The following is a 25,227-nucleotide window of genomic DNA, read 5'->3' on the forward strand; positions in this document are numbered from 1 at the left end:
GCAGGAATTTCTATGTTAATTGGACCTTATGTTAATGGCGCGGCTGTCGTTATCGGCGGCCTGCTCGGTTCCCTTGTTGGCAGCCGCATTCCGGATCGCGTCAAAGTCGCGCTACCGCTGACCTTTGGTTTGTGCTCAATTGGCCTGGGCATCAATCTGGTTATTAAAGTGAAATTTATGCCAGCCGTCGTACTGGCCATGGTATTGGGCGCGGTTATTGGGGAGGTCTTATTCCTGGAAAAACAAATTGGCAAAGCGGCTGGCACAACGCGCGGTTTGATCAACCGTGTTTTCCCACCGGTACAAGGGCTAACGCATGACGAGTTTACGGAAAAATTCGTCGCCATTCTGGTGCTCTTCTGCGCCAGTGGCACGGGGATCTTTGGAGCGATGCATGAAGGGATGACCGGTGATCCGTCTATTCTGTATATCAAAACAGTACTGGATCTTTTCACCGCTGCGATTTTTGCCACCATGCTCGGTTTTTCGGTAATGACCATTGGTGCTCCGCTGATCATTGTGCAGGTCGCACTGGCGACAATTGCCGTTTACATTCTGCATATGATCACCCCCGATATGATGGCGGATTTCTCCTGTGCGGGTGGCCTTATTATGGTGGCAACGGGATTGCGTATCTGCAATATAAAACCGTTTCCGGTTGCCAATATGCTACCCGGCCTTTTGCTGGTAATGCCCTTTTCCGCCCTCTGGGCCAAACTGTTTGCCTGAGAACGGGTATAATGTTTAACCGTTGGCGCGACGCCACCGGTCCGGCTACGGAGTTGCGCCGTAGTCACACTGGCGTCGCGTCATACGGTTTTATATCGATCCGGAGAAATCATAAGCATGCAAGAACATGTCATTTTACTGGATGAGCACGGCTCACCCATCGGCATGGAAGAAAAGTATACCGCACATCACCATAACACCCCGCTACATCTCGCCTTCTCTTCCTGGCTTTTCAATTCACGCGGCGAATGTCTGGTGACCCGCCGGGCCATGAGCAAAAAAGCCTGGCCGGGCGTGTGGACTAACTCCGTTTGCGGGCATCCGCAAGAGGGGGAAACGCCTGAGCAGGCAATGGTTCGTCGCTGTCGCTATGAAATAGGGGCGGATATTATCGACATCACGTCTATTGCTCCGGGTTTCCGCTACCGCGAGACCGATCCATCCGGGATTGTCGAAAACGAAATTTGCCCGGTCTTCGCCGCACAAATCATCACGCCATTGAATATCAATGCAGAGGAAGTCATGGCATACCAGTGGGTAGAACTTGATGCCCTCTGCCATTCGCTGGTGGCAACACCCTGGGCATTTAGTCCGTGGATGGTGCTGGAGGCAGAAAACGCAAACGCGCAACTCAGAGAGTTTGCCGCCAGCGTCAGGCAATAAAAAAGCCCCGTGTTTGCACGCCGGGGCTTTTTGACTTCTTAGCGACTTATTTTACCGGACGCATCGCCGGGAACAGGATCACGTCGCGAATGGTGTGGCTGTTGGTAAACAGCATAACCATACGGTCGATACCAATGCCCAGACCCGCAGTCGGCGGCAGACCGTGTTCCAGCGCGGTCACATAGTCTTCGTCATAGAACATCGCTTCGTCATCGCCTGCATCTTTGGCGTTAACCTGATCCTGGAAGCGTTGCGCCTGATCTTCCGCATCGTTCAGTTCGCTAAAGCCGTTACCGATTTCACGACCACCGATAAAGAACTCGAAGCGGTCAGTGATTTCCGGGTTCACGTCATTACGGCGCGCCAGCGGAGACACCTCAGCCGGATATTCGGTGATGAAGGTCGGCTGAATCAGATGTGCTTCGGCCACTTCTTCGAAGATCTCGGTCACGATGCGGCCCAGGCCCCAGCTCTTCTCAACTTTGATGCCAATGCTTTCTGCGATGGCTTTCGCTGAGTCGAAGTTATCCAGATCCGCCATGTTCGTTTCCGGGCGGTATTTCTGAATTGCTTCGCGCATGGTCAGTTTTTCGAACGGCTTGCCGAAATCGAACACTTCATCGCCATAAGGCACTTCGGTTTTACCCAGAATATCCTGCGCCAGGGTACGGAACAGGGATTCAGTCAGTTCGATCAAATCTTTGTAATCCGCGTACGCCATGTAGAGTTCCATCATGGTGAACTCAGGGTTGTGGCGAACAGAGATACCTTCGTTACGGAAGTTACGGTTGATTTCGAATACGCGATCGAAGCCGCCAACCACAAGACGTTTCAGATACAGTTCCGGCGCAATACGCAGGTACATGTCCAGATCCAGCGCATTATGGTGGGTGATAAATGGACGTGCAGACGCACCGCCAGGAATCACCTGCATCATCGGGGTTTCCACTTCCATAAAGTCGCGATTCACCATGAACTGGCGAATGCCGGCCATGATTTTGGAACGCACTTTGAATGTGTTGCGGGAATCTTCGTTAGAGATCAGATCCAGATAACGCTGACGATAGCGGGCTTCCTGATCCTGCAGGCCGTGGAATTTGTCCGGCAACGGGCGCAAGGCTTTGGTCAACAGACGCAGTTCAGTACAGTGAATGGACAGCTCGCCGGTCTTGGTTTTGAACAGCTTACCTTTCGCGCCCAGGATATCGCCCAGGTCCCATTTTTTGAACTGCTCGTTGTAAACCCCTTCCGGCAGATCGTCACGGGCAACGTAAAGTTGAATACGGCCCCCCACATCCTGCAGGGTGACGAAAGAAGCTTTACCCATAATGCGGCGGGTCATCATACGGCCAGCGACAGCCACTTCAATGTTCAGCGCTTCCAGCTCTTCGTTTTCTTTTGCATCGAAGTCAGCGTGCAGAAGGTCTGAGGTGTGGTCACGACGAAAATCGTTCGGGAACGGCACGCCTTGTTCACGCAGCAATGCCAGCTTTTCGCGGCGAGTTTTCAGTTCATTATTAAGATCGACTGCCGCGTCAGCGCCCTGTGCTTGTTGTTCAGACATGTTGGTTCCTCATAACCCTGCTTTCAAACTTGCTTCGATAAATTGATCCAGGCTGCCATCCAGCACCGCCTGCGTGTTACGGGTTTCAACTCCGGTGCGCAGGTCTTTAATGCGAGAATCATCAAGGACATACGAACGGATCTGGCTACCCCAACCGATGTCGGACTTGTTGTCTTCCATCGCCTGTTTCTCAGCGTTCTTCTTCTGCATTTCCAGTTCATAAAGCTTCGCTTTCATCTGCTTCATGGCCTGGTCTTTGTTCTTGTGCTGTGAACGGTCATTCTGGCACTGGGTTACCGTGTTGGTCGGAATGTGGGTAATACGTACCGCAGATTCCGTACGGTTAACGTGCTGACCACCCGCGCCGGATGCGCGATAAACGTCGATACGCAGATCCGCCGGGTTGATTTCGATATCAATATCGTCATCCACTTCCGGGTACACGAATGCAGAGCTGAATGAGGTGTGGCGACGGCCACCGGAATCGAACGGGCTCTTACGCACCAGGCGGTGCACGCCGGTTTCGGTACGCAGCCAGCCATAGGCGTAATCGCCGGAAATCTTGATGGTAACGGATTTGATACCCGCCACTTCACCTTCGGATTCTTCGATGATTTCGGTCTTAAAGCCGCGCGCTTCTGCCCAGCGCAGATACATACGCTCCAGCATACTCGCCCAGTCCTGCGCCTCGGTGCCGCCGGAACCGGCCTGAATATCCAGGTAGCAATCGGCGTTGTCGTATTCACCAGAGAACATACGGCGGAATTCAAGCTGTGCCAGCTTCTCTTCCAGCGTATCGAGTTCAGCGACAGCTTCGTTGAAGGTCTCTTCGTCATCGGCTTCGACAGCCAGCTCCAGCAGACCGGAAACATCTTCCAGCCCCTGACTCATTTGGTCGAGCGTTTCAACAATGGCTTCGAGGGAGGAACGTTCTTTACCCAGCGCCTGTGCGCGATCAGGTTCGTTCCAGACATCCGGCTGTTCCAGCTCGGCGTTTACTTCTTCCAGACGCTCTTTCTTGGCGTCATAGTCAAAGATACCCCCTAAGAACGTCGGAGCGCTCCGTGAGGTCCTGAATGCGATTTTTTACCGGGTTAATTTCAAACATGGTCTGATTTCTTTAGATGGACTTGTCAAAATGCGGTCATAAGGGCGGAATTTTACCGGATTTCAGCCCTTATTAGTAGAGAATACTGGCGTTAAATTGGCCACAGGTGATCAATGATTAATTGCACGCTGCGATTGCCGCGAAACTCATTCACATCCAGTTTATAAGCGATATTGACGACGCGCACGCCGTTATCAGGCCAGCAGGTGGTGTCGACATTAAAAGCGATACCGTCGAGCAGCGGGCCGCCGCCGACCGGTTCAACCATCACTTTCAGATGGCGCTCCCCCACCAGCCGTTGTTGCAGAAGACGAAATTCGCCATCAAACAGCGGTTCCGGGAACATCTGCCCCCAGGGGCCGGCATCGCGCAACATTTCGGCTGTATCGAGGGTCATTTCATCAGGTTTTAACAGGCCATCAGAAACGATTTCACCTTGCAACAGTGCCGGATCCAGCCACTCGGTGACCAGCTCGCCAAAGTAGCGCTGAAACTCCTCGAAGCGAGCCTCCTCAAGCGACAGCCCCGCCGCCATGGCATGGCCGCCGAATTTGAGCATCAGCCTTGGGTAGAGCGTATCCAGACGCTCCAGCGCATCGCGCATGTGAAGGCCCTGGATTGAGCGTCCTGAGCCTTTTAAAGTGCCATCCCCGGCAGGCGCAAACGCGATAACCGGACGGTGGAAACGCTCTTTAATGCGCGACGCCAGAATCCCCACTACCCCCTGGTGCCATTCGGGATGATACATAGCAAGACCGCCCGGCAGGGTATCGCGGCTACGTTCCAGCTTCTCGCACAGCGTCAACGCCTCTGCCTGCATGCCCTGCTCAATCTCTTTACGCGTCTGGTTTAGCGCATCAAGTTCGCTGGCCAGCACCCGAGCTTCGCCAAGATTGTCACTGAGCAATAGCGCCACGCCAACGGACATATCGTCCAGTCGACCTGCGGCATTCAGACGTGGGCCAAGCGCAAAACCTAAATCGCTGGCCGCCAGTTTTTGTGCGTCGCGATTGGCGACTTCCAGGAGCGCTTTGATGCCAGGGCGGCACTTTCCGGCACGAATGCGGCTTAAGCCCTGCCAGGTCAAAATGCGGTTGTTGGCATCCAGCGGCACGACGTCGGCAACGGTACCTAAGGCCACTAAATCGAGCAATTGCGCCAGATTAGGGATAGCCAGCCCGCGCTCATCAAACCAGCCTTTGTCGCGTAAAAAAGTTCGCAGTGCCAGCATCAGGTAGAAGGCCACACCCACCCCCGCCAGTGACTTCGACGGAAAATCGCATTCGCGCAGGTTCGGGTTGATGATGGCTTCGGCGTTAGGCAACGTTTCGCCGGGAAGATGGTGATCGGTGACCACCACCGGAATGCCCAGCTCATGTGCCCGTTCAACCCCGGCATGTGACGAAATACCGTTATCCACGGTCAGGATCAGTTGCGCGCCGCGTGCGTGTGCCTGATCCACCACTTCCGGACTTAACCCGTAGCCGTCTTCAAAACGGTTCGGCACCAGGTAGGCGATATTAGTGCCGCCCAGCGCACGTAAGGCCAGCACACTCAGTGCGGTACTGGTTGCGCCGTCGGCATCAAAATCACCGACAACCACAATACGCAACCCCTCGCGCAAGGCGTTATAGAGGATCTCTACCGCTTTATCGATGCCATGCAGCCGCTGCCAGGGCAGCATGCCTTTCACCCCGCGCTCCAGATCCGCCGCGCTACAAACACCGCGGCTGGCATAAAGGCGACGCAGAAGTGGGGGAAGATCGGCAGGTAAATCCGCCGCGTCGTTTGCCTCGCGGCGGCGAAGTCGAATTTCGGCTTTCACGTGAATTACTTACCGCCAGTCTGTTTTTGATGTTCGTCGAGGAAGGCTTTCATCTCTTTCGGCCCCTGATATCCCGGCACAAGGTAGCCATCGTTTAACACAATGGCTGGCGTACCGTTCACGCCAAACTGCACGCCGAGCGCATAGTGATCGGCGATATCAAGATCGCAACTGGCTGGCTTAACACCCTTACCGCCCATCGCATCGTCAAAGGCTTTGTTGCGGTCTTTCGCACACCAGATAGCTTTCATATCCTGCTCGGCCTGACTCTGCAACCCCTGGCGCGGGAAAGCCAGATAACGCACGGTGATACCCAGCGCGTTGTAGTCTGCCATCTCTTCATGCAGTTTGTGGCAGTAACCGCAGGTGATGTCCGTGAAGACGGTGATCACATGCTTTTCCTGCGGCGCTTTATAGACAATCATCTCTTTTTCCAGTGCGTTGAGATGCGCTGTCAGCAACTGGTTGGTGACATTTACCGGCTGGGCGCCGCTGACGTCGTACATCGGCCCCTGAATGATGTATTTGCCGTCATCGGTGACATACAGCACGCCGCTATTGGTCAGCACGGTTTTCATTCCGGCAACTGGCGCAGGCTGAATATCAGAACTCTGTACACCCAATTTTGCCAGCGATTGCTTGATAGCGGCATCGTCCGCATGTGCGGTGCTGGTCAGCGCTGCCGCCAGCAGGGTGAACATGATAAAACCTTTTTTCATAACGTATCCTTAAAAAACAACGATCACGCCCGCGGGTGATGTTGCTGATGAAGCTGTCGCAGCCGCTCCGTCGCGACATGCGTATAAATCTGGGTCGTAGAGAGATCGCTGTGGCCAAGCAACATCTGGACCACACGTAAGTCTGCACCGTGATTCAGTAAATGGGTAGCAAACGCATGACGCAAAACGTGCGGCGAGAGTTTTTCACTGTCGATACCCGCCAGTTGCGCATAATGTTTGATGCGATGCCAGAATGTTTGCCGTGTCATCTGCTGAGCACGTTGGCTCGGAAACAGCACATCAATTGAGACGCCATTCAACAGCCAGGGGCGTCCATGTTCCAGATAGTTCTCTACCCAGTACACCGCCTCTTCTCCCAGCGGAACCAGACGCTCTTTATTTCCTTTACCGATGACGCGCACAACTCCCTGGCGCAAGCTAATATCGCTCATCGTCAGTCCTACCAGTTCCGAGACGCGAAGCCCGGTAGCATAAAGCACTTCCAACATCGCTTTATCGCGTAACTCCAGCGGCTGGTCAATGGCTGGCGACGCTAATAGCCGCTCAACCTGCGCTTCACTGAGATCTTTCGGAAGACGTTGTGGCAGTTTTGGCGAAGCAAGTAATGCGCTGGGATCGTCCTGACGAAACTTCTCCCGGTACAGATGCTGGAAGAAACGGCGCATCGCGCTGAGCAAACGTGCTGAGCTGGTTGCCTTGTAGCCGCCGTCCATCCTTTGCGCCAGCAGGTTTTGCAAATCATCCGCCTGTGCGCTTTCCAGCGACAGCCCCTGATGATGTAGCCATTCCACAAGCCCCTGCAAATCACGACGATAGGCACTGAGGGTATTTTCCGCCAGGTTCCGCTCCAGCCAGAGGACATCAAGAAATTGTTCGATACGTGCGAAATCTTGTTCCACCAGTGCTCCTCCTTGCTTCGAATCGTTGCATTATGCCTGATTGCGGTGTGATTCTGGTACACTGCTCGCAAAGACACATCCGGAATTGAGACGTTTACGTTATGAACATCGGCCTGTTTTATGGTTCCAGTACCTGCTACACCGAAATGGCGGCAGAAAAAATCCGCGATATCATTGGCACGGAGCTGGTGACGTTACACAACCTGAAAGACGACGCCCCCGTATTAATGGAGCAGTACGATGCTCTGATTCTTGGCATTCCCACCTGGGACTTTGGTGAATTGCAGGAAGACTGGGAAGCCATCTGGGATCAGCTCGATACACTCAATCTCGACGGAAAAATCGTCGCACTGTACGGTATGGGCGACCAGCTCGGTTACGGCGAGTGGTTCCTCGACGCGCTCGGGATGCTGCACGATAAGCTGGCTCCGCGTGGAGTAAAATTCATTGGTTACTGGCCAACAGAAGGCTACGAATTCACCAGCACCAAACCGATCATTGCCGATGGACAGTTGTTTGTGGGTCTGGCGCTGGACGAAACCAATCAATATGACCTGAGCGATGAACGTATCCAGAACTGGTGCGAACAGATTCTGGTAGAAATGGCCGGACAGTTCGCCTGAGCTTAGTGCTGACGCTGCGCCGATTGTTGCGAAATCAGTCGGCGCAAATCACGCCACTCTTGCGCATCCATGCTATCTGCGGCCAGCCACAGATGCTGTCGGCGACCATCTTTTTCCCGACGCAAACGCAGAATCATGCCAATATTCAGCATCCACGGTGTACCGACGATTTCCCACTCCACGCCTTGCCAGCGCAAACGTGCATCCATCAGCAGTTTGATCTCTCCCTGACAGGCATTAATGCGGCGCTGACTCCGTACGCTATCGAACACCACCAGTGACAAAAGCAGTAACCAAAGCGGCGTATAGCTCAATGGCCAGGGTAACAGCAACACGAAAGCCGCCATCAAGCCATGGAGTAAAAGTGAGAGCCACTGTGAGCGCCATGAGACGCGTATATCAGATTGCCACAGGACCACGTTCCCGATTCCGTGTCTGAATTAACTGGATCATTCGCTGCAACGCCTCGTCCTGAGGTTTGCCGTGATTCATCAGCCAGTTAAATAAATCCGGGTCATCGCTCTGCAGAAGACGCACAAACACATGTTTGTCATCATCACTCAGCGAATCATATTCATGTTCAAAGAAAGGCATGATGGAAATATCCAGCTCACGCATTCCGCGCCGACATGCCCAATGAATACGGGCTTTGTTGTTAATATCCATGTTCTGAAACCTGCATAGCCACGATGGGTTGCCATTGTAACGTGTTTTTAATCATCCATCGGCGGAATATTTATGTTTACGAGGAGACTTCCAGAATAAATCCCATGCATTGCAACCATTACAGCCATTTTGCGTGCTTTTTCCCATACTCTTTATAAGGCACAAATCGCCTGTTTTTATCGCTTGCATTGGGCAACGGCTCTTTTACCATTAAGTGAAAATACGCATCAGGCTAATCAGGACAATACTATGGCTTTTACTCCGTTTCCTCCGCGCCAGCCGATCGCATCAGCGCGACTGCCGCTGACGCTTATGACTCTCGATGACTGGTCACTGGCGACTATCAAGGGCGCAGACAGTGAGAAATACCTGCAAGGCCAGGTTACAGCCGATGTGGCGAAACTGACTGACGATCAACATTTGCTGGCCGCGCACTGCGATGCAAAAGGCAAAATGTGGAGCAACCTGCGTCTGTTCCGCACCGCTGAGGGTTTTAGCTGGATTTTACGCCGCAGCGTCGCGGAGTCTCAGCTTAAAGAATTGAAAAAATACGCCGTGTTCTCCAAAGTCACTATCGAAGCAGACAACGAACATGTCCTGCTGGGTGTCGCAGGGTTCCAGGCTCGCGCCGCGCTGGCCAATCTGTTTTCGGCCCTGCCGGATGCAGACAAACAGCTTGTTCATGAGGGTGAAACCACCCTTCTCTGGTTTGCCCATCCGGCAGAACGTTTTTTACTGGTGACCGATGTCGCCACCGCAGAAAAAGTGACAGAAGCCCTGCGTGGCGAAGCCCAACTTAACAACAGCCAGCAGTGGCTGGCGCTCAATATCGAAGCGGGACTCCCTGTCATTGACACCGTTAACAGCGCGCAATTTATTCCCCAGGCCACAAATATTCAGGCACTGGGCGGTATCAGCTTCAAGAAAGGGTGTTACACCGGCCAGGAGATGGTCGCCCGCGCGAAATTCCGTGGCGCGAATAAACGCGCACTGTGGTATCTGGCGGGGAAAGCCAGCCGGGTGCCGGAAGCCGGTGAAGATCTGGAACTGAAAATGGGTGAAAACTGGCGTCGTACCGGTACAGTGCTGGCTGCCGCGCAACTGGATGACGGCAAACTGCTGGTGCAGGTTGTGATGAACAACGATATGGAACCAGACAGCGTGTTTCGCGTGCGTGATGATGCGAACACTCTGGCTATCGAGCCGCTGCCTTATTCGCTGGAAGAAGAGTAACGGACAGGAGCGCCTGCTGCGCTCCCCCTGTTTGATGTCCAGGCTGCCAAACCCCAGCTATCCGTAGCCCCGGCAAGCGCCACGCCGCCGGGGAATTTTTGGCGAGCATTTCAGCGTTTAAGCCTGTCCGACATACAGATAAATCGCCAGGAAGTGACATATGCTGCCGCCCAGCACGAAGCCGTGCCAGATAGCGTGGTTATAGGGAATACGCTTACAAACGTAAAATATCACGCCCAGCGAGTAAACCACCCCACCCGCGGCCAGTAACGTCACCCCGCCAATCGACAGTTTGGTCGCCAGTTGGTAAACCACAATCAGCGACAGCCAACCCATGGTGAGGTAGGTCACCAGCGACAGCACTTTGAAACGGTGGGCAATGGTCAACTTGAACAGGATCCCCAGCAGTGCCAGGCCCCAGATAACAACCATCAATCCCCGTGCCAGCGGCGAATCCAGTCCCACCAGCAGAAAAGGCGTATAGGTTCCGGCAATCAACAGATAGATTGCGCAGTGGTCGAATTTCTTAAGCCACACTTTTGCCCGCTGATGCGGTATAGCGTGATAAAGCGTGGAGGCGAGAAACAGCAGAATCATGCTGCCGCCATAGAGACTGTAGCTGGTGATCGCCAGCGTGCCGGCATTACTGTCAACGGCCTGCACCAGCAGAAGCACCAGTCCAACAATACCAAACACCAGCCCGATGCCATGGCTGATGCTGTTGGCTATTTCCTCAGCCAGCGTATATCCCTGTGCGATTAATGGTCTATCCACCATAGTTAACTCCGGGAGAACTCAAAATAAAACGTCGCGCCTATAGAGTAACTGAGAATGATTCCAGTGCACACATGTTCGCTTAAATAAATCATGATATTTACATGAACAGATAAATATCAATTAGTTATATAAGAATTTAAACTAACAGGCGTTACTGTTTTTCTAAAGAACCTTGAAATCAATCACATAAAACTGGTTCTGTCCGGGGTAGATATCGGTAATGACATTTTTGAGCTCAGGCAGGGACATGTTCTCCTGCTGCGCATGTTCTTCTGTCAGGTTGTCAAGGGTGGTCGTTGAGGTACCAATCACCTTGATGGTGCAAAAATAGCCGTCATCCTCATAACGTCCCACGCGCAAGATATCCCCGACGCGAAAGTGCGATTCACTTTGATCGCGGATAGTAATTGTTTTGCGGCCTGCCAGAATGTCGTCCTGAAAGCGCTGAAAAAAAGTGATGTCGTTCGGCTGCATGTTATTATTCCCTGATGATAAATCTGATAAGTGAGTCGTTGACACAGTGAGTATGTTCTCCCACGCCGCTATCGCCAGTCTCAACAATCTTGAGATGATGGTCTACAACTATGTCGTCAAAAATCGTGACAAAGTGATGTACATGACCATCCGCGAACTGGCCGACGGCGCTGGAGTCTCAACCACCACGGTGCTGCGTTTCTGCCGCAAACTGCAATGTGAAGGTTATTCAGAATTTCGCGTCCGCTTTAAATTATATTTAGAGCAAAACGAACCCCAGCAGGCTAATTTTGGCGCCAGCGAAATTATCAGTTTTTTTAAAAGTGTAAATAACGACGAATTCGACACATTATTAGATAAAGCGGTCGACATTATTTTATCGTCGGAGCGTATTATTTTTGTTGGTGCAGGCACATCCGGTGCTCTGGCAAAATATGGCGCACGCTTCTTTTCCAATGTCGGAAAATTCAGTAATCATATCGATGACCCTTATTTTCCGGTCACAAATGACATGGCCAGAAATGCACTGGCTATCGTGTTGTCTGTCTCCGGGGAAACCGAGGAGATCCTGCGTTTCGCCAGCCAGTTCAGCCTCCATCACTGCAAAGTTCTGACCATCACCAGCCATGAGCATTCGCGCCTGGCAAAACTGGCGGATTTCAATCTTTCCTGGCATGTCCCGCAAACACGCATTGCCGGTGTTTATGATATTACGACGCAAATTCCGGTAATCTATATTCTGGAATCACTTGGCCGGAAACTGGCGAAGAAAATAGCATAAAAAAACATATTGTTTTATTGGTGTAACAAATCACCTTAAGGGTAATTTGTTATATCGTGACATTTTTATTCCCTTTGCTAGACTCGGGCGCAGATTTTATTACCAGGGCGAGAGTAGCAACGATGAAAAAATTGACCTTACCGAAAGACTTTTTATGGGGCGGCGCCGTTGCCGCACATCAGGTTGAAGGCGGCTGGAATCAGGGCGGAAAAGGCCCGAGCATTTGTGACGTGCTCACCGGTGGCGCGCACGGCGTTCCACGCGAAATCACCCGGCAGGTCATCGAAGGGAAATACTACCCGAACCATGAAGCGGTCGATTTTTACGGCCACTACAAAGAAGACATCAAACTCTTCGCCGAAATGGGCTTCAAATGCTTCCGTACGTCTATCGCCTGGACACGCATCTTCCCGAAGGGCGACGAATTGCAGCCTAACGAAGAAGGCCTGAAATTCTATGATGATATGTTTGATGAACTGCTCAAATATAACATCGAACCGGTAATTACCCTGTCTCACTTCGAAATGCCGCTGCACCTGGTGCAGGAGTACGGCGGCTGGACCAACCGTAAGGTCGTGGATTTCTTTGTCCGCTTCGCCGAAGTGGTGTTTGAGCGCTACAAAGCGAAGGTTAAATACTGGATGACCTTCAACGAAATCAACAACCAGCGTAACTGGCGCGCGCCACTGTTCGGCTACTGCTGCTCTGGCGTGGTCTATACCGACCATGAAAATCCGGAAGAGACCATGTATCAGGTCTTGCACCATCAATTCGTGGCCAGCGCGCTGGCGGTGAAAATAGGCCACCATATCAATCCGGAAATGAAAATCGGTTGCATGCTGGCCATGGTGCCGCTGTATCCGTTCTCCTGTAAGCCAGAAGATGTGATGTTTGCACAGGAATCCATGCGTGAGCGCTATGTCTTTACCGATGTTCAGTTGCGTGGTTACTACCCGTCTTACGTGTTGAACGAATGGGAACGCCGTGGTTTCAACATCAAAATGGAAGCGGGCGACGAGCAGGCTCTGCGTGAAGGGACCTGTGATTACCTCGGCTTTAGCTACTACATGACTAATGCGGTAAAAGCCGAAGGCGGCACCGGTGATGCCATTTCCGGCTTCCAGGGCAGCGTACCGAACCCGCACGTAAAAGCGTCCGACTGGGGCTGGCAGATTGACCCGGTAGGTCTGCGTTATGCGCTGTGCGAACTGTATGAGCGTTATCAGAAGCCGCTGTTTATTGTTGAAAATGGCTTTGGCGCGTACGACAAAGTAGAAGAAGATGGCAGTATTATCGACGATTATCGTATCGATTATCTGCGTGCTCACGTTAAAGAGATGGTTGAAGCGGTCACATATGATGGTGTTGACCTGATGGGTTACACACCTTGGGGCTGTATCGACTGCGTCTCGTTTACCACCGGCCAGTACAGCAAACGCTACGGCTTTATCTACGTGAACAAGCATGATGACGGCACCGGCGACATGTCACGCTCCCGTAAAAAGAGTTTTAACTGGTATAAAGAAGTAATTGCCAGCAACGGCGAGAATATCTAACCGGGATACTGTTCATCCGGCCCTTCTCCCTATCGGGGAGAAGGGACGGGCAGAGGGGGAGTCGATTATTTACCCCCCGCCAGTTCGATAAAGCTTCCCGTTACGTAGGATGCCTTATCACTCAGTAGCCAGACTATCGCCTGCGCCACTTCTTCCGGCTGACCGCCACGCTGCATCGGCAGCATCGACTTCACCCGTTCGACCCGCCCGGGTTCACCACCAGAGGCATGCATTTCCGTATAAATAAAGCCTGGTCGAACGCTGTTAACCCGAATACCCTGCGCCGCGACTTCCACCGACAAGCCCGTGGTAAGCGTATCCATCGCCCCTTTTGACGCGGCATAATCAACATACTCGCCGGGCGACCCCAGACGCGCCCCGGCCGAAGAGACATTTACTATCGCACCGCCTTTTCCGCCGTGGGGCAGCGCCATACGCTTGATGGCCTCCCGACAGCAAAGAAAGGTACCCGTCACGTTAGTCCGCAGAACCTGGTTGATGCGCTCCGCCGTCATTGCTTCCACGCGGCTTTGGGTAAACAGGATCCCGGCGTTATTCACCAGCGCGGTCAGCGGTTCATCCGCCTCATCAATGCGCGCGAACATCGCGGTGACCTGCTCTTCTTCGCCAATATCCGCCTGAACCGCGAACGCTTTTCCGCCCGCCGCGATAATGGTTTCAACCACTGACTGCGCGGCCTGCACATTGTGCTGATAATTAACCGCGACCGTGTATCCTTCTGCGCCCAGCAGCAGCGCCGTCGCCTTTCCTATTCCCCGGCTACCGCCAGTGACCAGTGCAATTGCCAATCTGAATTCCTCCCAATAAAAAGGCCGGGTAACGCGAACGTTCACCCGGCCTGTAGAAGCGTAGCGCTAATTACGGGTATTCGCTCATCGGCACGCAAGAGCAGAACAGGTTGCGGTCGCCGTAAACGTCATCAAGACGTTTTACCGTCGGCCAGTACTTGTTCGCTACACCCGCCGGGAAGACCGCCTGCTCACGGGTATAACCGTGATGCCACTCCGCCACCAGCTCGTTCTGCGTATGTGGCGCATTCACCAGCGGGTTATCGGCAAGCGGCCATTCGCCTGCTTTTACGCGGTTGATCTCGCCACGAATGGCCAGCATCGCGTCAATAAAGCGATCCAGTTCCGCTTTGCTTTCTGACTCCGTCGGCTCAACCATCAGGGTACCCGCAACCGGGAAAGACATGGTCGGTGCATGGAAACCGTAGTCAATCAGGCGCTTCGCAATATCCAGTTCACTGATGCCGGTCTCTTCTTTCAGCGGGCGAATGTCGAGAATACATTCATGCGCCACGCGACCGTCACGCCCCGTATACAGAACCGGGAATGCCTCTTTCAGACGGCTGGCAATGTAGTTGGCATTCAGAATTGCCACCTGGCTTGCCTGTTTCAGCCCTTCGGCGCCCATCATACGGATGTACATCCAGCTAATTGGCAGAATCGACGCGCTACCAAACGGGGCGGCAGATACCGCGCCCTGACGGGTCAGCATGCCTTCAATCTGCACCACGCTGTGGCCCGGTACGAACGGTGCCAGATGCGCTTTCACGCCAATCGGCCCCATACCCGGTCCGCCACCGCCGTGCGGAATACAGAAGGTTTTATGCAGGTTGAGATGCGACACATCCGCACCGATAAAGCCCGGAGAGGTAATCCCCACCTGAGCATTCATGTTCGCGCCGTCGAGATAAACCTGCCCGCCAAATTGATGCACAATTTCGCACACTTCACGGATAGTCTCTTCGTAGACGCCGTGGGTGGACGGGTAGGTCACCATGATGCAAGAGAGATTTGCCGCATGTTGTTCCGCTTTCGCGCGCAGATCGGCCAGATCGATGTTGCCGTTTTTATCACAGGCCACAACCACCACCTGCATACCTGCCATCTGTGCGGATGCCGGGTTGGTACCGTGTGCAGAGCTTGGGATCAGACAGATATCGCGATGGCCTTCGTTGCGGCTCTCATGGTAGTGACGAATCGCCAACAGGCCCGCATATTCCCCCTGCGCGCCAGAGTTCGGCTGCATACAAAGGGCATCGTAACCCGTCAGTTTCACCAGCCAGTCGGAAAGCTGGTTGATCATGTGGTGGTAGCCTTCGGCTTGTTCTGCCGGGCAGAACGGATGCAGTTCGGCGAATTCAGGCCAGGTGATCGGAATCATTTCCGCTGCGGCGTTCAGCTTCATGGTGCAAGATCCCAGTGGGATCATCGCCTGATTGAGCGCCAGATCTTTGCGCTCCAGAGAGTGCATGTAACGCATCATCTCGGTTTCGCTGTGATAACGGTTAAAGACCGGGTGGCTCAGGATCGCATCATCACGCAGCATGGCGGCAGGCACTGAGCGGCTGTCGAGCGCCACCTCTTTATCCAGCACGTCAATGTCCAGTCCGTGCGTATCGCCCAGCACGACGGCAAAAAGTTTCTGCACATCTTCACGCGTGGTGGTTTCATCGAGCGTGATACCCACGGCATTCAGAATGTCGCTACGAAGATTGATTTCAGCCGCTTGCGCACGCGCCAGCACGGCGGCTTTGTCGGCCACTTCCACGCACAGTGTGTCAAAGTAGTGCGCGTGACGCAGCTTAAGCCCTTTTTGCTGCAGGCCGGCCGCCAGAATATCGGCCAGACGATGGATACGGCTCGCAATACGTTTCAGACCAACCGGACCGTGATACACCGCGTACAGGCTGGCGATGTTGGCCAGCAGTACCTGCGAAGTACAGATGTTGGAGTTCGCTTTTTCGCGACGGATATGCTGCTCGCGGGTCTGCATCGCCATACGCAGTGCGGTATTGCCCGCCGCGTCTTTGGAGACACCGATAATACGTCCCGGCATTGAGCGTTTGAACTCATCTTTTGCGGCAAAGAATGCCGCATGCGGGCCACCGTAGCCCATCGGCACACCGAAGCGCTGCGCAGAACCGAAGACAATGTCTGCCCCTTGTTTGCCCGGCGCGGTCAACAACACCAGCGCCATAAAATCGGCGGCTACGCTGACCACAATTTTACGGGCTTTCAGCTCGGTAATCAGTGCGCTGTAGTCATGCACTTCGCCGGTCGTGCCCACCTGCTGCAACAGCACGCCAAACACATCCTGATGATCCAGCACCTTGCTGGCATCATCAACAATGACGTCAAAACCAAAGGTTTCGGCACGGGTGCGCACTACATCGAGCGTTTGCGGATGAATGTCGGCGGCAACAAAGAAACGGTTGGCATTTTTCAGTTTGCTGACGCGCTTTGCCATCGCCATCGCTTCGGCAGCGGCGGTAGCTTCATCCAGCAGAGAAGCCGAGGCCATGTCGAGACCAGTCAGGTCGAGCGTCACCTGCTGGAAATTCAGTAAGGCTTCAAGGCGTCCTTGTGACACCTCCGGCTGATACGGCGTATAGGCAGTGTACCAGCCTGGGTTTTCGAGCATGTTACGCAGGATAACCGGCGGTAATTGCACGGCGGTATAACCCATGCCAATGTAAGACTTAAAGCGCTTGTTGCGACCAGCAATCGCTTTCAGCTCCGCCAGTGCGGCGTATTCGGTCGTGGCTTCACCTACCTGTGGCGGCGTGGCAAGCTGGATATCTTTCGGCACGATCTGGGCAATCAGTGCGTTTAACGAATCCGCGCCAACCGTTTTCAGCATCTCCTGCTGTTGCTGAGCATCCGGCCCAATGTGACGTTCAATGAAAGCGCCACGGTTTTCAAGCTGGCTTAAAGTCTGTGTCATGAGCGATGGTTCCTGAAACGTGCGGTGATTTTAAAATTGCCTCTTCGTCAGGAAGAGGTTTGAGGTGAAAGCGCGAATATTCCCTCACCCCGCCCCTCTCCCTGTGAGGGAGAGGGAGAAAACCGTTATTCGTCTTCGAGTAAGGCTTCGTAAGCGGTCGCATCCAGCAACGCAGCAACTTCCGATTCATCACTGGCTTTGATTTTGAAAATCCAGCCTTCGCCGTACGGCTCGCTGTTAACCTGCTCCGGCGCATCGCCCAGTGCCTCGTTAACAGCAACGATTTCGCCGCTGATCGGCGCATAAATATCGGAAGCCGCTTTCACGGATTCCGCGACGGCGCAATCATCACCAGCGGCAACGGTTGCGCCCACTTCTGGAAGATCAACAAACACCATGTCACCCAGCAGTTCCTGAGCATGTTCAGTGATACCGACGGTGTACGTGCCATCCGCCTCTTTACGCAGCCACTCGTGTTCTTTGCTGTATTTCAGTTCTGCAGGTACGTTGCTCATCACTAAATCTCCAAATAAGAATGAATCACGCGACGGCTTTGCCAGCGCGTACAAAAATAGGTTTCGTCACTTTTACCGGCATTTCCCGATTACGGATCTGAACGATTGCCGTGTCGCCAATGCCCGCAGGCACACGCGCCAGTGCAATACTGTAGCCCAGCGTCGGCGAGAACGTACCGCTGGTGATCACGCCTTCTTGCGCGTTACCATGGGCATCTGTGAACCGCACCGGCAATTCGTTACGCAGCACGCCTTTCTCGGTCATGATCAGACCGACTAATTGTTCGGTGCCTTTCTCGCGCTGTAATTCGAGCGCTTCGCGACCGATAAAATCACGGTCCGCCGGTTCCCAGGCAATGGTCCAGCCCATATTGGCGGCGAGCGGCGAAACGCCCTCGTCCATCTCCTGACCGTACAAGTTCATGCCCGCTTCAAGGCGTAAAGTGTCGCGCGCGCCCAGGCCACAAGGCTTAACGCCTGCCTGCACCAGCTTTTGCCAGAAATCGGCTGCCTGTTCGTTCGGCAGCGCGATTTCATAACCCGCTTCGCCGGTATAGCCGGTGGTCGCGATAAACAGATCGCCGGCCTCAACGCCAAAGAAGGGCTTCATGCCTTCTACTGCCTGACGCTGTTCGTCAGTGAACAGAGTCGCGGCTTTAGCCTGCGCGTTTGGCCCCTGGACGGCAATCAACGACAAATCGTCACGGACGGTGATATCAATAGCGAAAGGTTCAGCGTGTTGGGTAATCCAGGAGAGGTCTTTTTCGCGGGTGGCGGAGTTTACAACGAGGCGGAAGAAGTCTTCGGTGAAGTAGTAGACGATGAGATCATCAATGACACCGCCCGACGCATTTAGCATGCCGGAATATAGCGCCTTGCCGGGTTTGGTGAGTTTCGCTACGTCATTTGCCAGCAGATAGCGCAAGAATTCCCGGGTTCGACTGCCACGCAAATCGACAATCGTCATGTGCGATACATCGAACATACCCGCATCGGTACGCACCGCGTGGTGCTCGTCAATTTGCGAGCCGTAATGCAGCGGCATCATCCAGCCATGGAAATCCACCATGCGTGCGCCGCAAAGCGTGTGTTGTTCATACAAAGGAGTCTGCTGGGCCATCTTTTCCTCGTCGAATAAGCGGGGCTTTCACGTTTTCAGCGGTGAAAAAATCATCGCATGACAAGACGTCGACACCGATCCCGGTCGCCGACGCAAACGTTCACTTTCGCCTGAACTTATCACCGAAAGCGGCACTTAACCATAAGAGAAAATGGGTCATCACATTAGCTTATGACCATTTTTCACAAAAACCCCAACAGAATATTACACCATGCTTAAGCGTAAAATGGCGCATAAAGAATCAATCCCGCATAGCAGGTATCGCAGATAGCGATATTTACCACCACAAAAGAGATAATTTTCCCGACAGCAAAAAAACGAGAGATGAGAAAAACTAATCTGAAAAATGACGTGAAATTAGAATTTTTCAAATGAGGCAGGGTATCCCTTCCCGCGAGGGGGAAGGGAAAGTGTGACGCAGTTAACGCAACCACTGAGGGAGGTCATTCAGTCCCATCGCCTGACGCAACAACTGTGGTTTTACCCCAGGCAATCTGTCCGCCAGTTTCAGGCCAATGTCCCGGAACAGTTTTTTTGCCGGGTTGGTGCCGGAAAACAATTCCCGGAAACCCTGCATCCCGGCCAGCATCAGCGCGGCACTGTGTTTACGGCTGCGTTCGTAGCGGCGCAGATACATGTGCTGGCCAATATCTTTGCCCTGAGCGTGCAGCCGCTTGAGTTCACTCACCAGTTCTGCCGCGTCCATGAAGCCCAGGTTAACGCCCTGCCCGGCAAGAGGATGGATGGTGTGCGCCGCATCGCCCATCAATGCCAGACGATGCCCGGCAAAATGACGCGCGTAACGTCCGGTCAGCGGGTAGACCTGCCGCTCGCTTTCCACGTGACACAACCCCAGGCGATTATCAAATGCGATGCACAGCGTCTGGTTGAAGGCCTCTTCGTCTGCCTGCTGCATTTGTGCAGCCAGCTCAGGCGGCAGCGACCAGACGATTGAACACAAGTGCGGGTCGGCCAGCGGCAGAAACGCGAGGATGCTTTCATCGTGGAAAACCTGCCGCGCGATAGCCTGATGCGGCTCATCGGTACGGATGGTCGCCACCAGCGCATGATGATTATAGTCCCAGAAGGTCAGCGGAATATCGGCTTTATTGCGTAACCATGAGTTAGCGCCATCGGCCCCGACGACCAGCCGGGCGGTTAACATATTGCCATCTTTGAGGGTAAGAAACGCTTCGTTCTCACCCCAGGCCACCTGTTGCAGTTCCGCTGGTGCCAGGATTGACACATCCGAACACTGCCTGGCTTTGTTCCACAACGCCTGATGAATGACGCTGTTTTCAATAATATGACCGAGATGGCTGTAACCCATACTCTGATCGTCAAAGGCAATGCGGCCAAAGCTGTCTTTATCCCACACTTCCATGCCGTGATAACAGCTGGCGCGATGGGCAATAATCGATGACCAGACGCCCAGGCGCGTCAGCAGTTTTTCGCTGGCGGCGTTGATCGCCGAAACACGCAGTTGTGCAGCGGCATCCTCTTTCAGGGGGACGGGCGCATGCTGTTCCAGCACCGCCACTCGCAGGCCACTGCCCTGTAATCCACAGGCCAGCGCCAGTCCCACCATGCCGCCGCCTACAATTGCCACATCAACGTTTTGCACAAATAGCTCCTGAAGACCTTAACGCGCCACCCAGCCCAGAGTACGCTGCGCCAGCGCATCACGCGCCGGGGTAAATAATTCCATTGCCATCAAACCGACGTTACGCCCGACAACCAGCGGCGCCCAGCGATTAGCAAAAAGATGCACTAAACCATCTGTCACGCCAATCGTAGCGCACTTATCATCACGGCGACGATCGCGATAGCGTGTCAGCACGCCATAACCGCCAACATCCTGCTGCTGTGTCCAGGCATCAGCCAGCGTTTCGGCCAGGCTCATCACATCGCGCATCCCCAGGTTAAAGCCCTGCCCGGCAATCGGGTGAAGCGTCTGGGCGGCATTTCCAACCAGCACAGTACGATGCGAAATAGGCGAGGAGGCGGTGGAGAGAGAAAGCGGATAAGCGTTACGGACTCCCGCCTGCATGATTCGGCCCAGTCGCCAGCCAAAGGCTTTTTGCAGCTCATGGCAGAAGGTCTCATCGCTCCAGTTCAGGATCTGTTCCTGTCTGTCGAGCGGGTGACACCACACCAGCGAGCAACGTCCGTGCGACATCGGCAGCATTGCCAGCGGGCCGTGAGCGGTAAAACGCTCAAACGCGCGCCCCTGATGCGCCACCGATGTCGTAACGTTCGCAATCACCGCAACCTGCTGATAGGGCGCCTGTTGCCAGCTAATACCACATTGCGCACCCAGCGCAGAGCGGGAGCCATCCGCGGCGACCAGCAGGGTTCCGTTAATCGTCTCCCCACTTTCCAGTGCGACCGCCACGCGGTCTTCATCCCTGGAGAAGAAACTCACCCGTGCCGGACAATGGAGCGTCACGCCAGGCGCTTTTTTCAGAAGACTAAAAAGACGGGTACCGACATCGTGCAGTTCCACCACCTGGCCAAGCGCCTCAATGTGATAATCATCAGCATCAAGTGTCACGAAACCGGCATGGCCGCGATCGCTGACATGCACGGTGGTAATCGGCGTGGCTTTCTCGACGATGTGTGACCAGATCCCCACTCGCGCGAGCTGCTGGCACGTTCCCGCCGCCAGCGCGATAGCGCGCGCATCAAAGCCTGGGTGATCCTGAGAACTCGGTTCGGTCGCTTCGATCAGATGAACAGGAAGGCGACCACCGGTTAAATGCGAAATCGACAGCGCGAGCGTCGCGCCTGCCATACCGCCACCAACAATAATCACACTCATAAGCGACGTGCCGCTGCCATCAGCGCCTCGATGTCATCGGCTTTTTTGACGACGCTGGCGGTGAGGTTTTCATTACCGTTTTCGGTGATCACAATGTCATCTTCCACGCGAATGCCAATCCCCCGATAGGCTTCTGGTACGTCGGCATCCGGGGCGATATAGAGACCAGGCTCAACGGTCAATACCATCCCCGGTTCAAGGATGCGCGAGCGATCCTGACCATAGACGCCGACATCATGGACATCCAGCCCCAACCAGTGGCTCAGACCATGCATAAAGAAAGGGCGATGCGCATTCTCAGCAACCAGCGTGTCAACCTCGCCCTTAAGAATGCCCAGTTTCACCAGCCCGGTTACCATGATGCGCACCACTTCCCCGTTCACTTCATGAATCGAGGTGCCGGGGCGGAACAGGCGCAGGGCAGTTTCGAGTGATTCCAGTACAATGTCATACACTTCACGCTGCGCCGGGCTGAACTTGCCGTTTACCGGAAAGGTACGGGTAATATCGCCGGCATACCCCATGTATTCGCAACCTGCGTCGATCAGCACCAGATCACCATCACGCATCACGCTTTCGTTTTCGGTGTAATGCAAAATACAGCCGTTCTCCCCGGCGCCGACGATGGTGTTATAGGACGGAAAACGGGCGCCGTGACGGTTGAACTCGTGGTGGATTTCGCCTTCAAGCTGGTATTCAAACATCCCGGGTTTGCAGGTTTGCATGGCGCGGGTATGTGCCAGCGCCGAAATCTCACCGGCGCGACGCATTATCTCGATTTCTTCGGCTGACTTGAACAGACGCATTTCATGCACGATAGGCCGCCAGTCGGTCACCGTAGCCGGGGCCGTGAGATTCTGTCGAGAGCCTTTACGCAGTTTATCCAGCGCGGCAAAGACAATCTCATCGGCATACGCGTATTCGCCCTGGGCGTGATAGACCGCGTCCAGGCCGTTGAGCAATTGATAAAGATGTTTACCTATTTCCGGAAACGCCAGCGCCCTGTCTACACCCAGTTTTTCTGGCGCCGCTTCCTGCCCCAGGCGTCGGCCAAACCAGATTTCCGCCGTCTTATCGCGGATCCGGTTAAACAGGACGCTGTGGTTATGGGTATCATCACTTTTAATCAGCACCAGCACCGCTTCCGGCTCATTAAAACCGGTGAAATACCAAAAGTCGCTGTTTTGACGATACGGGTATTCACTGTCGGCACTGCGGGTCGCTTCCGGCGCCGCGAAAATAAGCGCCGCGCTGGCTGGCGCCATCTGCGCCAGCAACGCCTGACGGCGTCGGAGAAACTCAAGCTGTGTCATGACATCTCCTTTGAGCGGAATAGATTAATGCAGGGTTGGCTTACGCACTTCGGGTGCCGTTGGCTGCGGGCGGGTAAATGTGTCATGGCACAGCAGCGCCGCAACGCGCACATATTCGATGATCTCTTCGAGCGACATCTCCAGCTCTTCCTGATCTTCATCTTCGTCATAACCGAGCAAAGCAATGTTACGCAGATCGTCAATCGCTTCACCGGTTTCGCCGGTCACTTTGTCGAGTTTCGGCTGCGTGACGCCAAGCCCAAGCAGGAAGTGGTTAACCCAGCCTGCCAGCGCATCGGCACGGTCAAACACGCTCACGTCGTCGCCGGTCGGCAGATAAAGCTGGAAGAGGAAACCGTCATCTTCCAGTGAGTCGCTGGTGGCGGCATGCATGCTGCGCAGCGCCTGAGCGAGCTCATGGCCGAATGCCAGCCCTTCGTTAGTCAGGTCATGCAACAGCGGCTGCCAGGAGCTGTCGTTGTTGCCGCCACAAAGCATCCCCGCGATAAGCCCGTGCATTTCCGCAGGAATCAGTCCAACACCTTGCTGATTGAGCAACTGGCCTACATCGTTGTAACCAGGTATTTCGTTCTGTATAGACATGCGCATTCATCGTCGTTGGGGAGAATATTCATGGTATGCTACCACTTTGGACCCTGGTGATATACCCGTCATGCTTCACGTTACATGCCTTTGCATGCGCTATGAGTGAATTAAGGTATAGCAAAGAGCTTGAATCCTCTCACCAGGGTGGCTATAGTGACGCCCCTTCGCAGCCAGGACTCGGGTGTGAAGGCAGAGCGCAGTCAAACAGCAGGAAGGTGGCATGTCTGCACAACCCGTCGATATCCAAATTTTTGGCCGTTCACTGCGAGTGAATTGCCCGCCTGAACAGAGAGATGCTCTGAATCAGGCCGCGGAGGATCTGAATCAGCGGTTGCAAGATCTGAAAGTTCGCACTAGAGTCACAAATACTGAGCAGTTAGTCTTTATCGCAGCGCTGAATATCAGCTATGAACTGACTCAGGAAAAGGCAAAAACCCGTGACTACGCATCCAGCATGGAACAGCGTATTCGGATGTTACAACAGACCATCGAACAGGCATTGCTTGATCAGGGTCGCATATCCGAAAGACCGGGGCCGAAGTTTGAATAACACTTCAAGGTTAACTATGGTAGAGTGACCGTGAAGAAAAAATTTCTCTGAGATGTTCGCAAGCGGGCCAGTCCCCTGAGCCGATATTTCATACCACAAGAATGTGGCGCTCCATGGTTGGTGAGCATGCTCGGTCCGTCCGAGAAGCCTTAAAACTATGACGACACATTCACCTTGAACCAAGGGTTCAAGGGTTACAGCCTGCGGCGGCATCTCGGAGATTCCCTTCTTTCTACCTGGTACCATGACACAACTTTCTGCTCTTCCCCCATCACGTCAGGAAATCCGTAAAATCATACGGCAGCGTCGCCGCGCCCTTACCGCCGGGCAACAGGAACACTTTTCAATTGCAGCGGCAGCGCGCATGATGGCGTATCCGCCAGTCGTGATGGCGCATACCGTCGCCCTTTTTCTCTCCTTCGATGGCGAACTGGACACCCAACCGCTTATCGAACAGCTCTGGCGCAGCGGCAAACGCGTTTATCTGCCGGTTCTGCATCCGTTCAGCCCGGGCAATCTGCTGTTTTTGCAATACCATCCGCATAGCGAACTGGTTATCAATCGCCTGAAAATTCAGGAACCGAAACTGGACGTGCGAGATGTTTTACCGCTTGCGCAGTTAGATGTCCTGATAACCCCGCTGGTTGCCTTTGACAGCCAGGGGCAACGGCTGGGAATGGGCGGTGGCTTTTACGACAGAACGCTGCAAAACTGGCAACAGTACGGGTTACAGCCAGTGGGTTATGCACATGATTGCCAGCATGTTGATATGCTTCCAGTGGAAGAGTGGGATATTCCGCTCCCTGCGGTGGTGACGCCGTCGAGGTTGTGGAGTTGGTGAAACCACAGGATGAGTGAGAACACATAAAAACGGCAACCCTCAGGTTGCCGTTTTGCATCTATCTCGCCAT

General features: G+C 54.0%; 25 protein-coding genes and 1 other RNA gene. 9 read left to right on the plus strand and 17 right to left on the minus strand.

Annotated features, from left to right (window positions below; translation table 11 throughout):
- Positions 1 to 12 precede the first annotated feature (12 nt).
- Positions 13 to 729, plus strand: a complete 717-nt coding sequence (locus IP582_RS20735; RefSeq protein WP_193794321.1) for a DUF554 domain-containing protein — start codon at positions 13 to 15, stop codon at positions 727 to 729.
- Positions 730 to 846: 117 nt separating this feature from the next.
- Positions 847 to 1,392: an isopentenyl-diphosphate Delta-isomerase gene (gene idi / locus IP582_RS20740; RefSeq protein WP_039077965.1), complete on the plus strand. Its 546-nt coding sequence runs from the start codon at positions 847 to 849 to the stop codon at positions 1,390 to 1,392.
- 46 nt (positions 1,393 to 1,438) lie between these two features.
- On the opposite strand, the gene lysS is transcribed toward idi, so the two are convergent.
- The 5 genes from lysS to xerD form a co-directional block, all read right to left on the minus strand.
- Positions 1,439 to 2,956: a lysine--tRNA ligase gene (gene lysS, locus IP582_RS20745; protein ID WP_039077966.1), complete on the minus strand. Its 1,518-nt coding sequence runs from the start codon at positions 2,954 to 2,956 to the stop codon at positions 1,439 to 1,441.
- 9 nt (positions 2,957 to 2,965) lie between these two features.
- A protein-coding gene (gene prfB, locus IP582_RS20750) for a peptide chain release factor 2 (RefSeq protein WP_103245268.1) occupies positions 2,966 to 4,064 on the minus strand; the annotation gives its coding sequence in 2 pieces (ribosomal slippage) (positions 2,966 to 3,988 and positions 3,990 to 4,064; 1,098 coding nt in all).
- Positions 4,065 to 4,155: 91 nt separating this feature from the next.
- Positions 4,156 to 5,889, minus strand: a complete 1,734-nt coding sequence (gene recJ, locus IP582_RS20755) for a single-stranded-DNA-specific exonuclease RecJ (protein WP_193794322.1) — start codon at positions 5,887 to 5,889, stop codon at positions 4,156 to 4,158.
- A gap of 5 nt (positions 5,890 to 5,894) precedes the next feature.
- Positions 5,895 to 6,608, minus strand: coding sequence for a bifunctional protein-disulfide isomerase/oxidoreductase DsbC (dsbC, locus tag IP582_RS20760; RefSeq protein WP_193794323.1), 714 nt, complete (start codon positions 6,606 to 6,608; stop codon positions 5,895 to 5,897).
- Between the two features lie 23 nt (positions 6,609 to 6,631).
- Entirely contained in the window at positions 6,632 to 7,528 is an 897-nt protein-coding gene (gene xerD, locus IP582_RS20765) for a site-specific tyrosine recombinase XerD (protein ID WP_193794324.1), read from the minus strand.
- Positions 7,529 to 7,629: 101 nt separating this feature from the next.
- Between xerD and fldB the strand changes: the two genes are divergently transcribed.
- Positions 7,630 to 8,151, plus strand: coding sequence for a flavodoxin FldB (gene fldB / locus IP582_RS20770; RefSeq protein WP_193794325.1), 522 nt, complete (start codon positions 7,630 to 7,632; stop codon positions 8,149 to 8,151).
- 2 nt (positions 8,152 to 8,153) lie between these two features.
- On the opposite strand, the gene IP582_RS20775 is transcribed toward fldB, so the two are convergent.
- Together IP582_RS20775 and sdhE are read right to left on the minus strand one after the other, a co-directional pair.
- A complete protein-coding gene (locus IP582_RS20775; RefSeq protein ID WP_039077972.1) occupies positions 8,154 to 8,570 on the minus strand; it encodes a protein YgfX in 417 nt (138 codons plus the stop codon).
- Positions 8,551 to 8,817, minus strand: a complete 267-nt coding sequence (gene sdhE, locus IP582_RS20780; protein ID WP_193794326.1) for an FAD assembly factor SdhE — start codon at positions 8,815 to 8,817, stop codon at positions 8,551 to 8,553. Before sdhE ends, IP582_RS20775 begins: the two co-directional genes overlap by 20 nt.
- Before the next feature lie 249 nt (positions 8,818 to 9,066).
- On the opposite strand from sdhE, the gene ygfZ reads away from it, so the two are divergent.
- Positions 9,067 to 10,050, plus strand: coding sequence for a tRNA-modifying protein YgfZ (gene ygfZ / locus IP582_RS20785; RefSeq protein WP_193794327.1), 984 nt, complete (start codon positions 9,067 to 9,069; stop codon positions 10,048 to 10,050).
- Between the two features lie 117 nt (positions 10,051 to 10,167).
- On the opposite strand, the gene IP582_RS20790 is transcribed toward ygfZ, so the two are convergent.
- Together IP582_RS20790 and yqfB are read right to left on the minus strand one after the other, a co-directional pair.
- Positions 10,168 to 10,827 carry a hemolysin III family protein gene (locus IP582_RS20790; RefSeq protein WP_039077975.1) on the minus strand — a complete coding sequence of 220 codons (660 nt, stop codon included), beginning with the start codon at positions 10,825 to 10,827 and terminating at the stop codon, positions 10,168 to 10,170.
- Between the two features lie 162 nt (positions 10,828 to 10,989).
- Positions 10,990 to 11,301, minus strand: a complete 312-nt coding sequence (yqfB, locus tag IP582_RS20795; protein WP_193794328.1) for a N(4)-acetylcytidine aminohydrolase — start codon at positions 11,299 to 11,301, stop codon at positions 10,990 to 10,992.
- A gap of 52 nt (positions 11,302 to 11,353) precedes the next feature.
- On the opposite strand from yqfB, the gene IP582_RS20800 reads away from it, so the two are divergent.
- Entirely contained in the window at positions 11,354 to 12,082 is a 729-nt protein-coding gene (locus IP582_RS20800; protein WP_039077977.1) for a MurR/RpiR family transcriptional regulator, read from the plus strand.
- A 122-nt stretch (positions 12,083 to 12,204) separates the two neighbouring features.
- Positions 12,205 to 13,638: a 6-phospho-beta-glucosidase gene (locus IP582_RS20805; protein WP_193794329.1), complete on the plus strand. Its 1,434-nt coding sequence runs from the start codon at positions 12,205 to 12,207 to the stop codon at positions 13,636 to 13,638.
- 65 nt (positions 13,639 to 13,703) lie between these two features.
- Here IP582_RS20805 and IP582_RS20810 read toward each other — a convergent pair whose 3' ends face one another.
- The 8 genes from IP582_RS20810 to IP582_RS20845 form a co-directional block, all read right to left on the minus strand.
- Positions 13,704 to 14,447 (minus strand): SDR family oxidoreductase, encoded by a 744-nt coding sequence (locus tag IP582_RS20810; protein WP_193794330.1) that lies wholly within the window; start codon positions 14,445 to 14,447, stop codon positions 13,704 to 13,706.
- Between the two features lie 70 nt (positions 14,448 to 14,517).
- A complete protein-coding gene (gcvP, locus tag IP582_RS20815; RefSeq protein WP_193794331.1) occupies positions 14,518 to 17,391 on the minus strand; it encodes an aminomethyl-transferring glycine dehydrogenase in 2,874 nt (957 codons plus the stop codon).
- A 125-nt stretch (positions 17,392 to 17,516) separates the two neighbouring features.
- On the minus strand, positions 17,517 to 17,906 hold the full coding sequence (gcvH, locus tag IP582_RS20820; protein ID WP_039077981.1) for a glycine cleavage system protein GcvH: 390 nt from the start codon (positions 17,904 to 17,906) through the stop codon (positions 17,517 to 17,519).
- Positions 17,907 to 17,931: 25 nt separating this feature from the next.
- Positions 17,932 to 19,026, minus strand: coding sequence for a glycine cleavage system aminomethyltransferase GcvT (gene gcvT, locus IP582_RS20825; protein WP_193794332.1), 1,095 nt, complete (start codon positions 19,024 to 19,026; stop codon positions 17,932 to 17,934).
- A 421-nt stretch (positions 19,027 to 19,447) separates the two neighbouring features.
- Positions 19,448 to 20,650, minus strand: a complete 1,203-nt coding sequence (ubiI, locus tag IP582_RS20830; RefSeq protein WP_193794333.1) for an FAD-dependent 2-octaprenylphenol hydroxylase — start codon at positions 20,648 to 20,650, stop codon at positions 19,448 to 19,450.
- Between the two features lie 18 nt (positions 20,651 to 20,668).
- Positions 20,669 to 21,847 carry a 2-octaprenyl-6-methoxyphenyl hydroxylase gene (ubiH, locus tag IP582_RS20835; protein WP_039077984.1) on the minus strand — a complete coding sequence of 393 codons (1,179 nt, stop codon included), beginning with the start codon at positions 21,845 to 21,847 and terminating at the stop codon, positions 20,669 to 20,671.
- Complete coding sequence (gene pepP / locus IP582_RS20840) at positions 21,844 to 23,160, minus strand: Xaa-Pro aminopeptidase (protein WP_193794334.1); 1,317 nt, start codon at positions 23,158 to 23,160, stop codon at positions 21,844 to 21,846. The genes ubiH and pepP overlap by 4 nt, the downstream gene beginning before the upstream one ends.
- Positions 23,161 to 23,184: 24 nt before the next feature.
- Positions 23,185 to 23,763, minus strand: coding sequence for a YecA family protein (locus IP582_RS20845; protein WP_125123904.1), 579 nt, complete (start codon positions 23,761 to 23,763; stop codon positions 23,185 to 23,187).
- A 223-nt stretch (positions 23,764 to 23,986) separates the two neighbouring features.
- Between IP582_RS20845 and zapA the strand changes: the two genes are divergently transcribed.
- The 3 genes from zapA to IP582_RS20860 all read left to right on the plus strand — a co-directional run bounded on the left by zapA (position 23,987) and on the right by IP582_RS20860 (position 25,157).
- On the plus strand, positions 23,987 to 24,316 hold the full coding sequence (gene zapA, locus IP582_RS20850) for a cell division protein ZapA (RefSeq protein WP_039077987.1): 330 nt from the start codon (positions 23,987 to 23,989) through the stop codon (positions 24,314 to 24,316).
- 41 nt (positions 24,317 to 24,357) lie between these two features.
- Positions 24,358 to 24,541: non-coding RNA, 6S RNA (ssrS, locus tag IP582_RS20855), on the plus strand.
- Between the two features lie 19 nt (positions 24,542 to 24,560).
- On the plus strand, positions 24,561 to 25,157 hold the full coding sequence (locus IP582_RS20860) for a 5-formyltetrahydrofolate cyclo-ligase (protein ID WP_125123903.1): 597 nt from the start codon (positions 24,561 to 24,563) through the stop codon (positions 25,155 to 25,157).
- The last annotated feature ends 70 nt before the right edge of the window (positions 25,158 to 25,227 follow it).

It is taken from the genome of Citrobacter sp. BDA59-3 (assembly GCF_015167655.1).
GTDB classification, from domain to species: Bacteria; Pseudomonadota; Gammaproteobacteria; order Enterobacterales; family Enterobacteriaceae; genus Phytobacter; species Phytobacter diazotrophicus.

Excerpts from the sequence above, each read along its gene's own strand:
- IP582_RS20735 (WP_193794321.1), top strand. The coding sequence starts at position 13 with ATGTTAATTGGACCTTATGTTAATGGCGCGGCTGTCGTTATCGGCGGC.
- idi (WP_039077965.1), top strand. The coding sequence starts at position 847 with ATGCAAGAACATGTCATTTTACTGGATGAGCACGGCTCACCCATCGGC.
- lysS (WP_039077966.1), bottom strand. The coding sequence starts at position 2,956 with ATGTCTGAACAACAAGCACAGGGCGCTGACGCGGCAGTCGATCTTAAT.
- dsbC (WP_193794323.1), bottom strand. The coding sequence starts at position 6,608 with ATGAAAAAAGGTTTTATCATGTTCACCCTGCTGGCGGCAGCGCTGACC.
- fldB (WP_193794325.1), top strand. The coding sequence starts at position 7,630 with ATGAACATCGGCCTGTTTTATGGTTCCAGTACCTGCTACACCGAAATG.
- sdhE (WP_193794326.1), bottom strand. The coding sequence starts at position 8,817 with ATGGATATTAACAACAAAGCCCGTATTCATTGGGCATGTCGGCGCGGA.
- ygfZ (WP_193794327.1), top strand. The coding sequence starts at position 9,067 with ATGGCTTTTACTCCGTTTCCTCCGCGCCAGCCGATCGCATCAGCGCGA.
- IP582_RS20790 (WP_039077975.1), bottom strand. The coding sequence starts at position 10,827 with ATGGTGGATAGACCATTAATCGCACAGGGATATACGCTGGCTGAGGAA.
- yqfB (WP_193794328.1), bottom strand. The coding sequence starts at position 11,301 with ATGCAGCCGAACGACATCACTTTTTTTCAGCGCTTTCAGGACGACATT.
- IP582_RS20800 (WP_039077977.1), top strand. The coding sequence starts at position 11,354 with ATGTTCTCCCACGCCGCTATCGCCAGTCTCAACAATCTTGAGATGATG.
- IP582_RS20805 (WP_193794329.1), top strand. The coding sequence starts at position 12,205 with ATGAAAAAATTGACCTTACCGAAAGACTTTTTATGGGGCGGCGCCGTT.
- gcvP (WP_193794331.1), bottom strand. The coding sequence starts at position 17,391 with ATGACACAGACTTTAAGCCAGCTTGAAAACCGTGGCGCTTTCATTGAA.
- gcvH (WP_039077981.1), bottom strand. The coding sequence starts at position 17,906 with ATGAGCAACGTACCTGCAGAACTGAAATACAGCAAAGAACACGAGTGG.
- gcvT (WP_193794332.1), bottom strand. The coding sequence starts at position 19,026 with ATGGCCCAGCAGACTCCTTTGTATGAACAACACACGCTTTGCGGCGCA.
- ubiH (WP_039077984.1), bottom strand. The coding sequence starts at position 21,847 with ATGAGTGTGATTATTGTTGGTGGCGGTATGGCAGGCGCGACGCTCGCG.
- pepP (WP_193794334.1), bottom strand. The coding sequence starts at position 23,160 with ATGACACAGCTTGAGTTTCTCCGACGCCGTCAGGCGTTGCTGGCGCAG.
- IP582_RS20845 (WP_125123904.1), bottom strand. The coding sequence starts at position 23,763 with ATGTCTATACAGAACGAAATACCTGGTTACAACGATGTAGGCCAGTTG.
- zapA (WP_039077987.1), top strand. The coding sequence starts at position 23,987 with ATGTCTGCACAACCCGTCGATATCCAAATTTTTGGCCGTTCACTGCGA.
- IP582_RS20860 (WP_125123903.1), top strand. The coding sequence starts at position 24,561 with ATGACACAACTTTCTGCTCTTCCCCCATCACGTCAGGAAATCCGTAAA.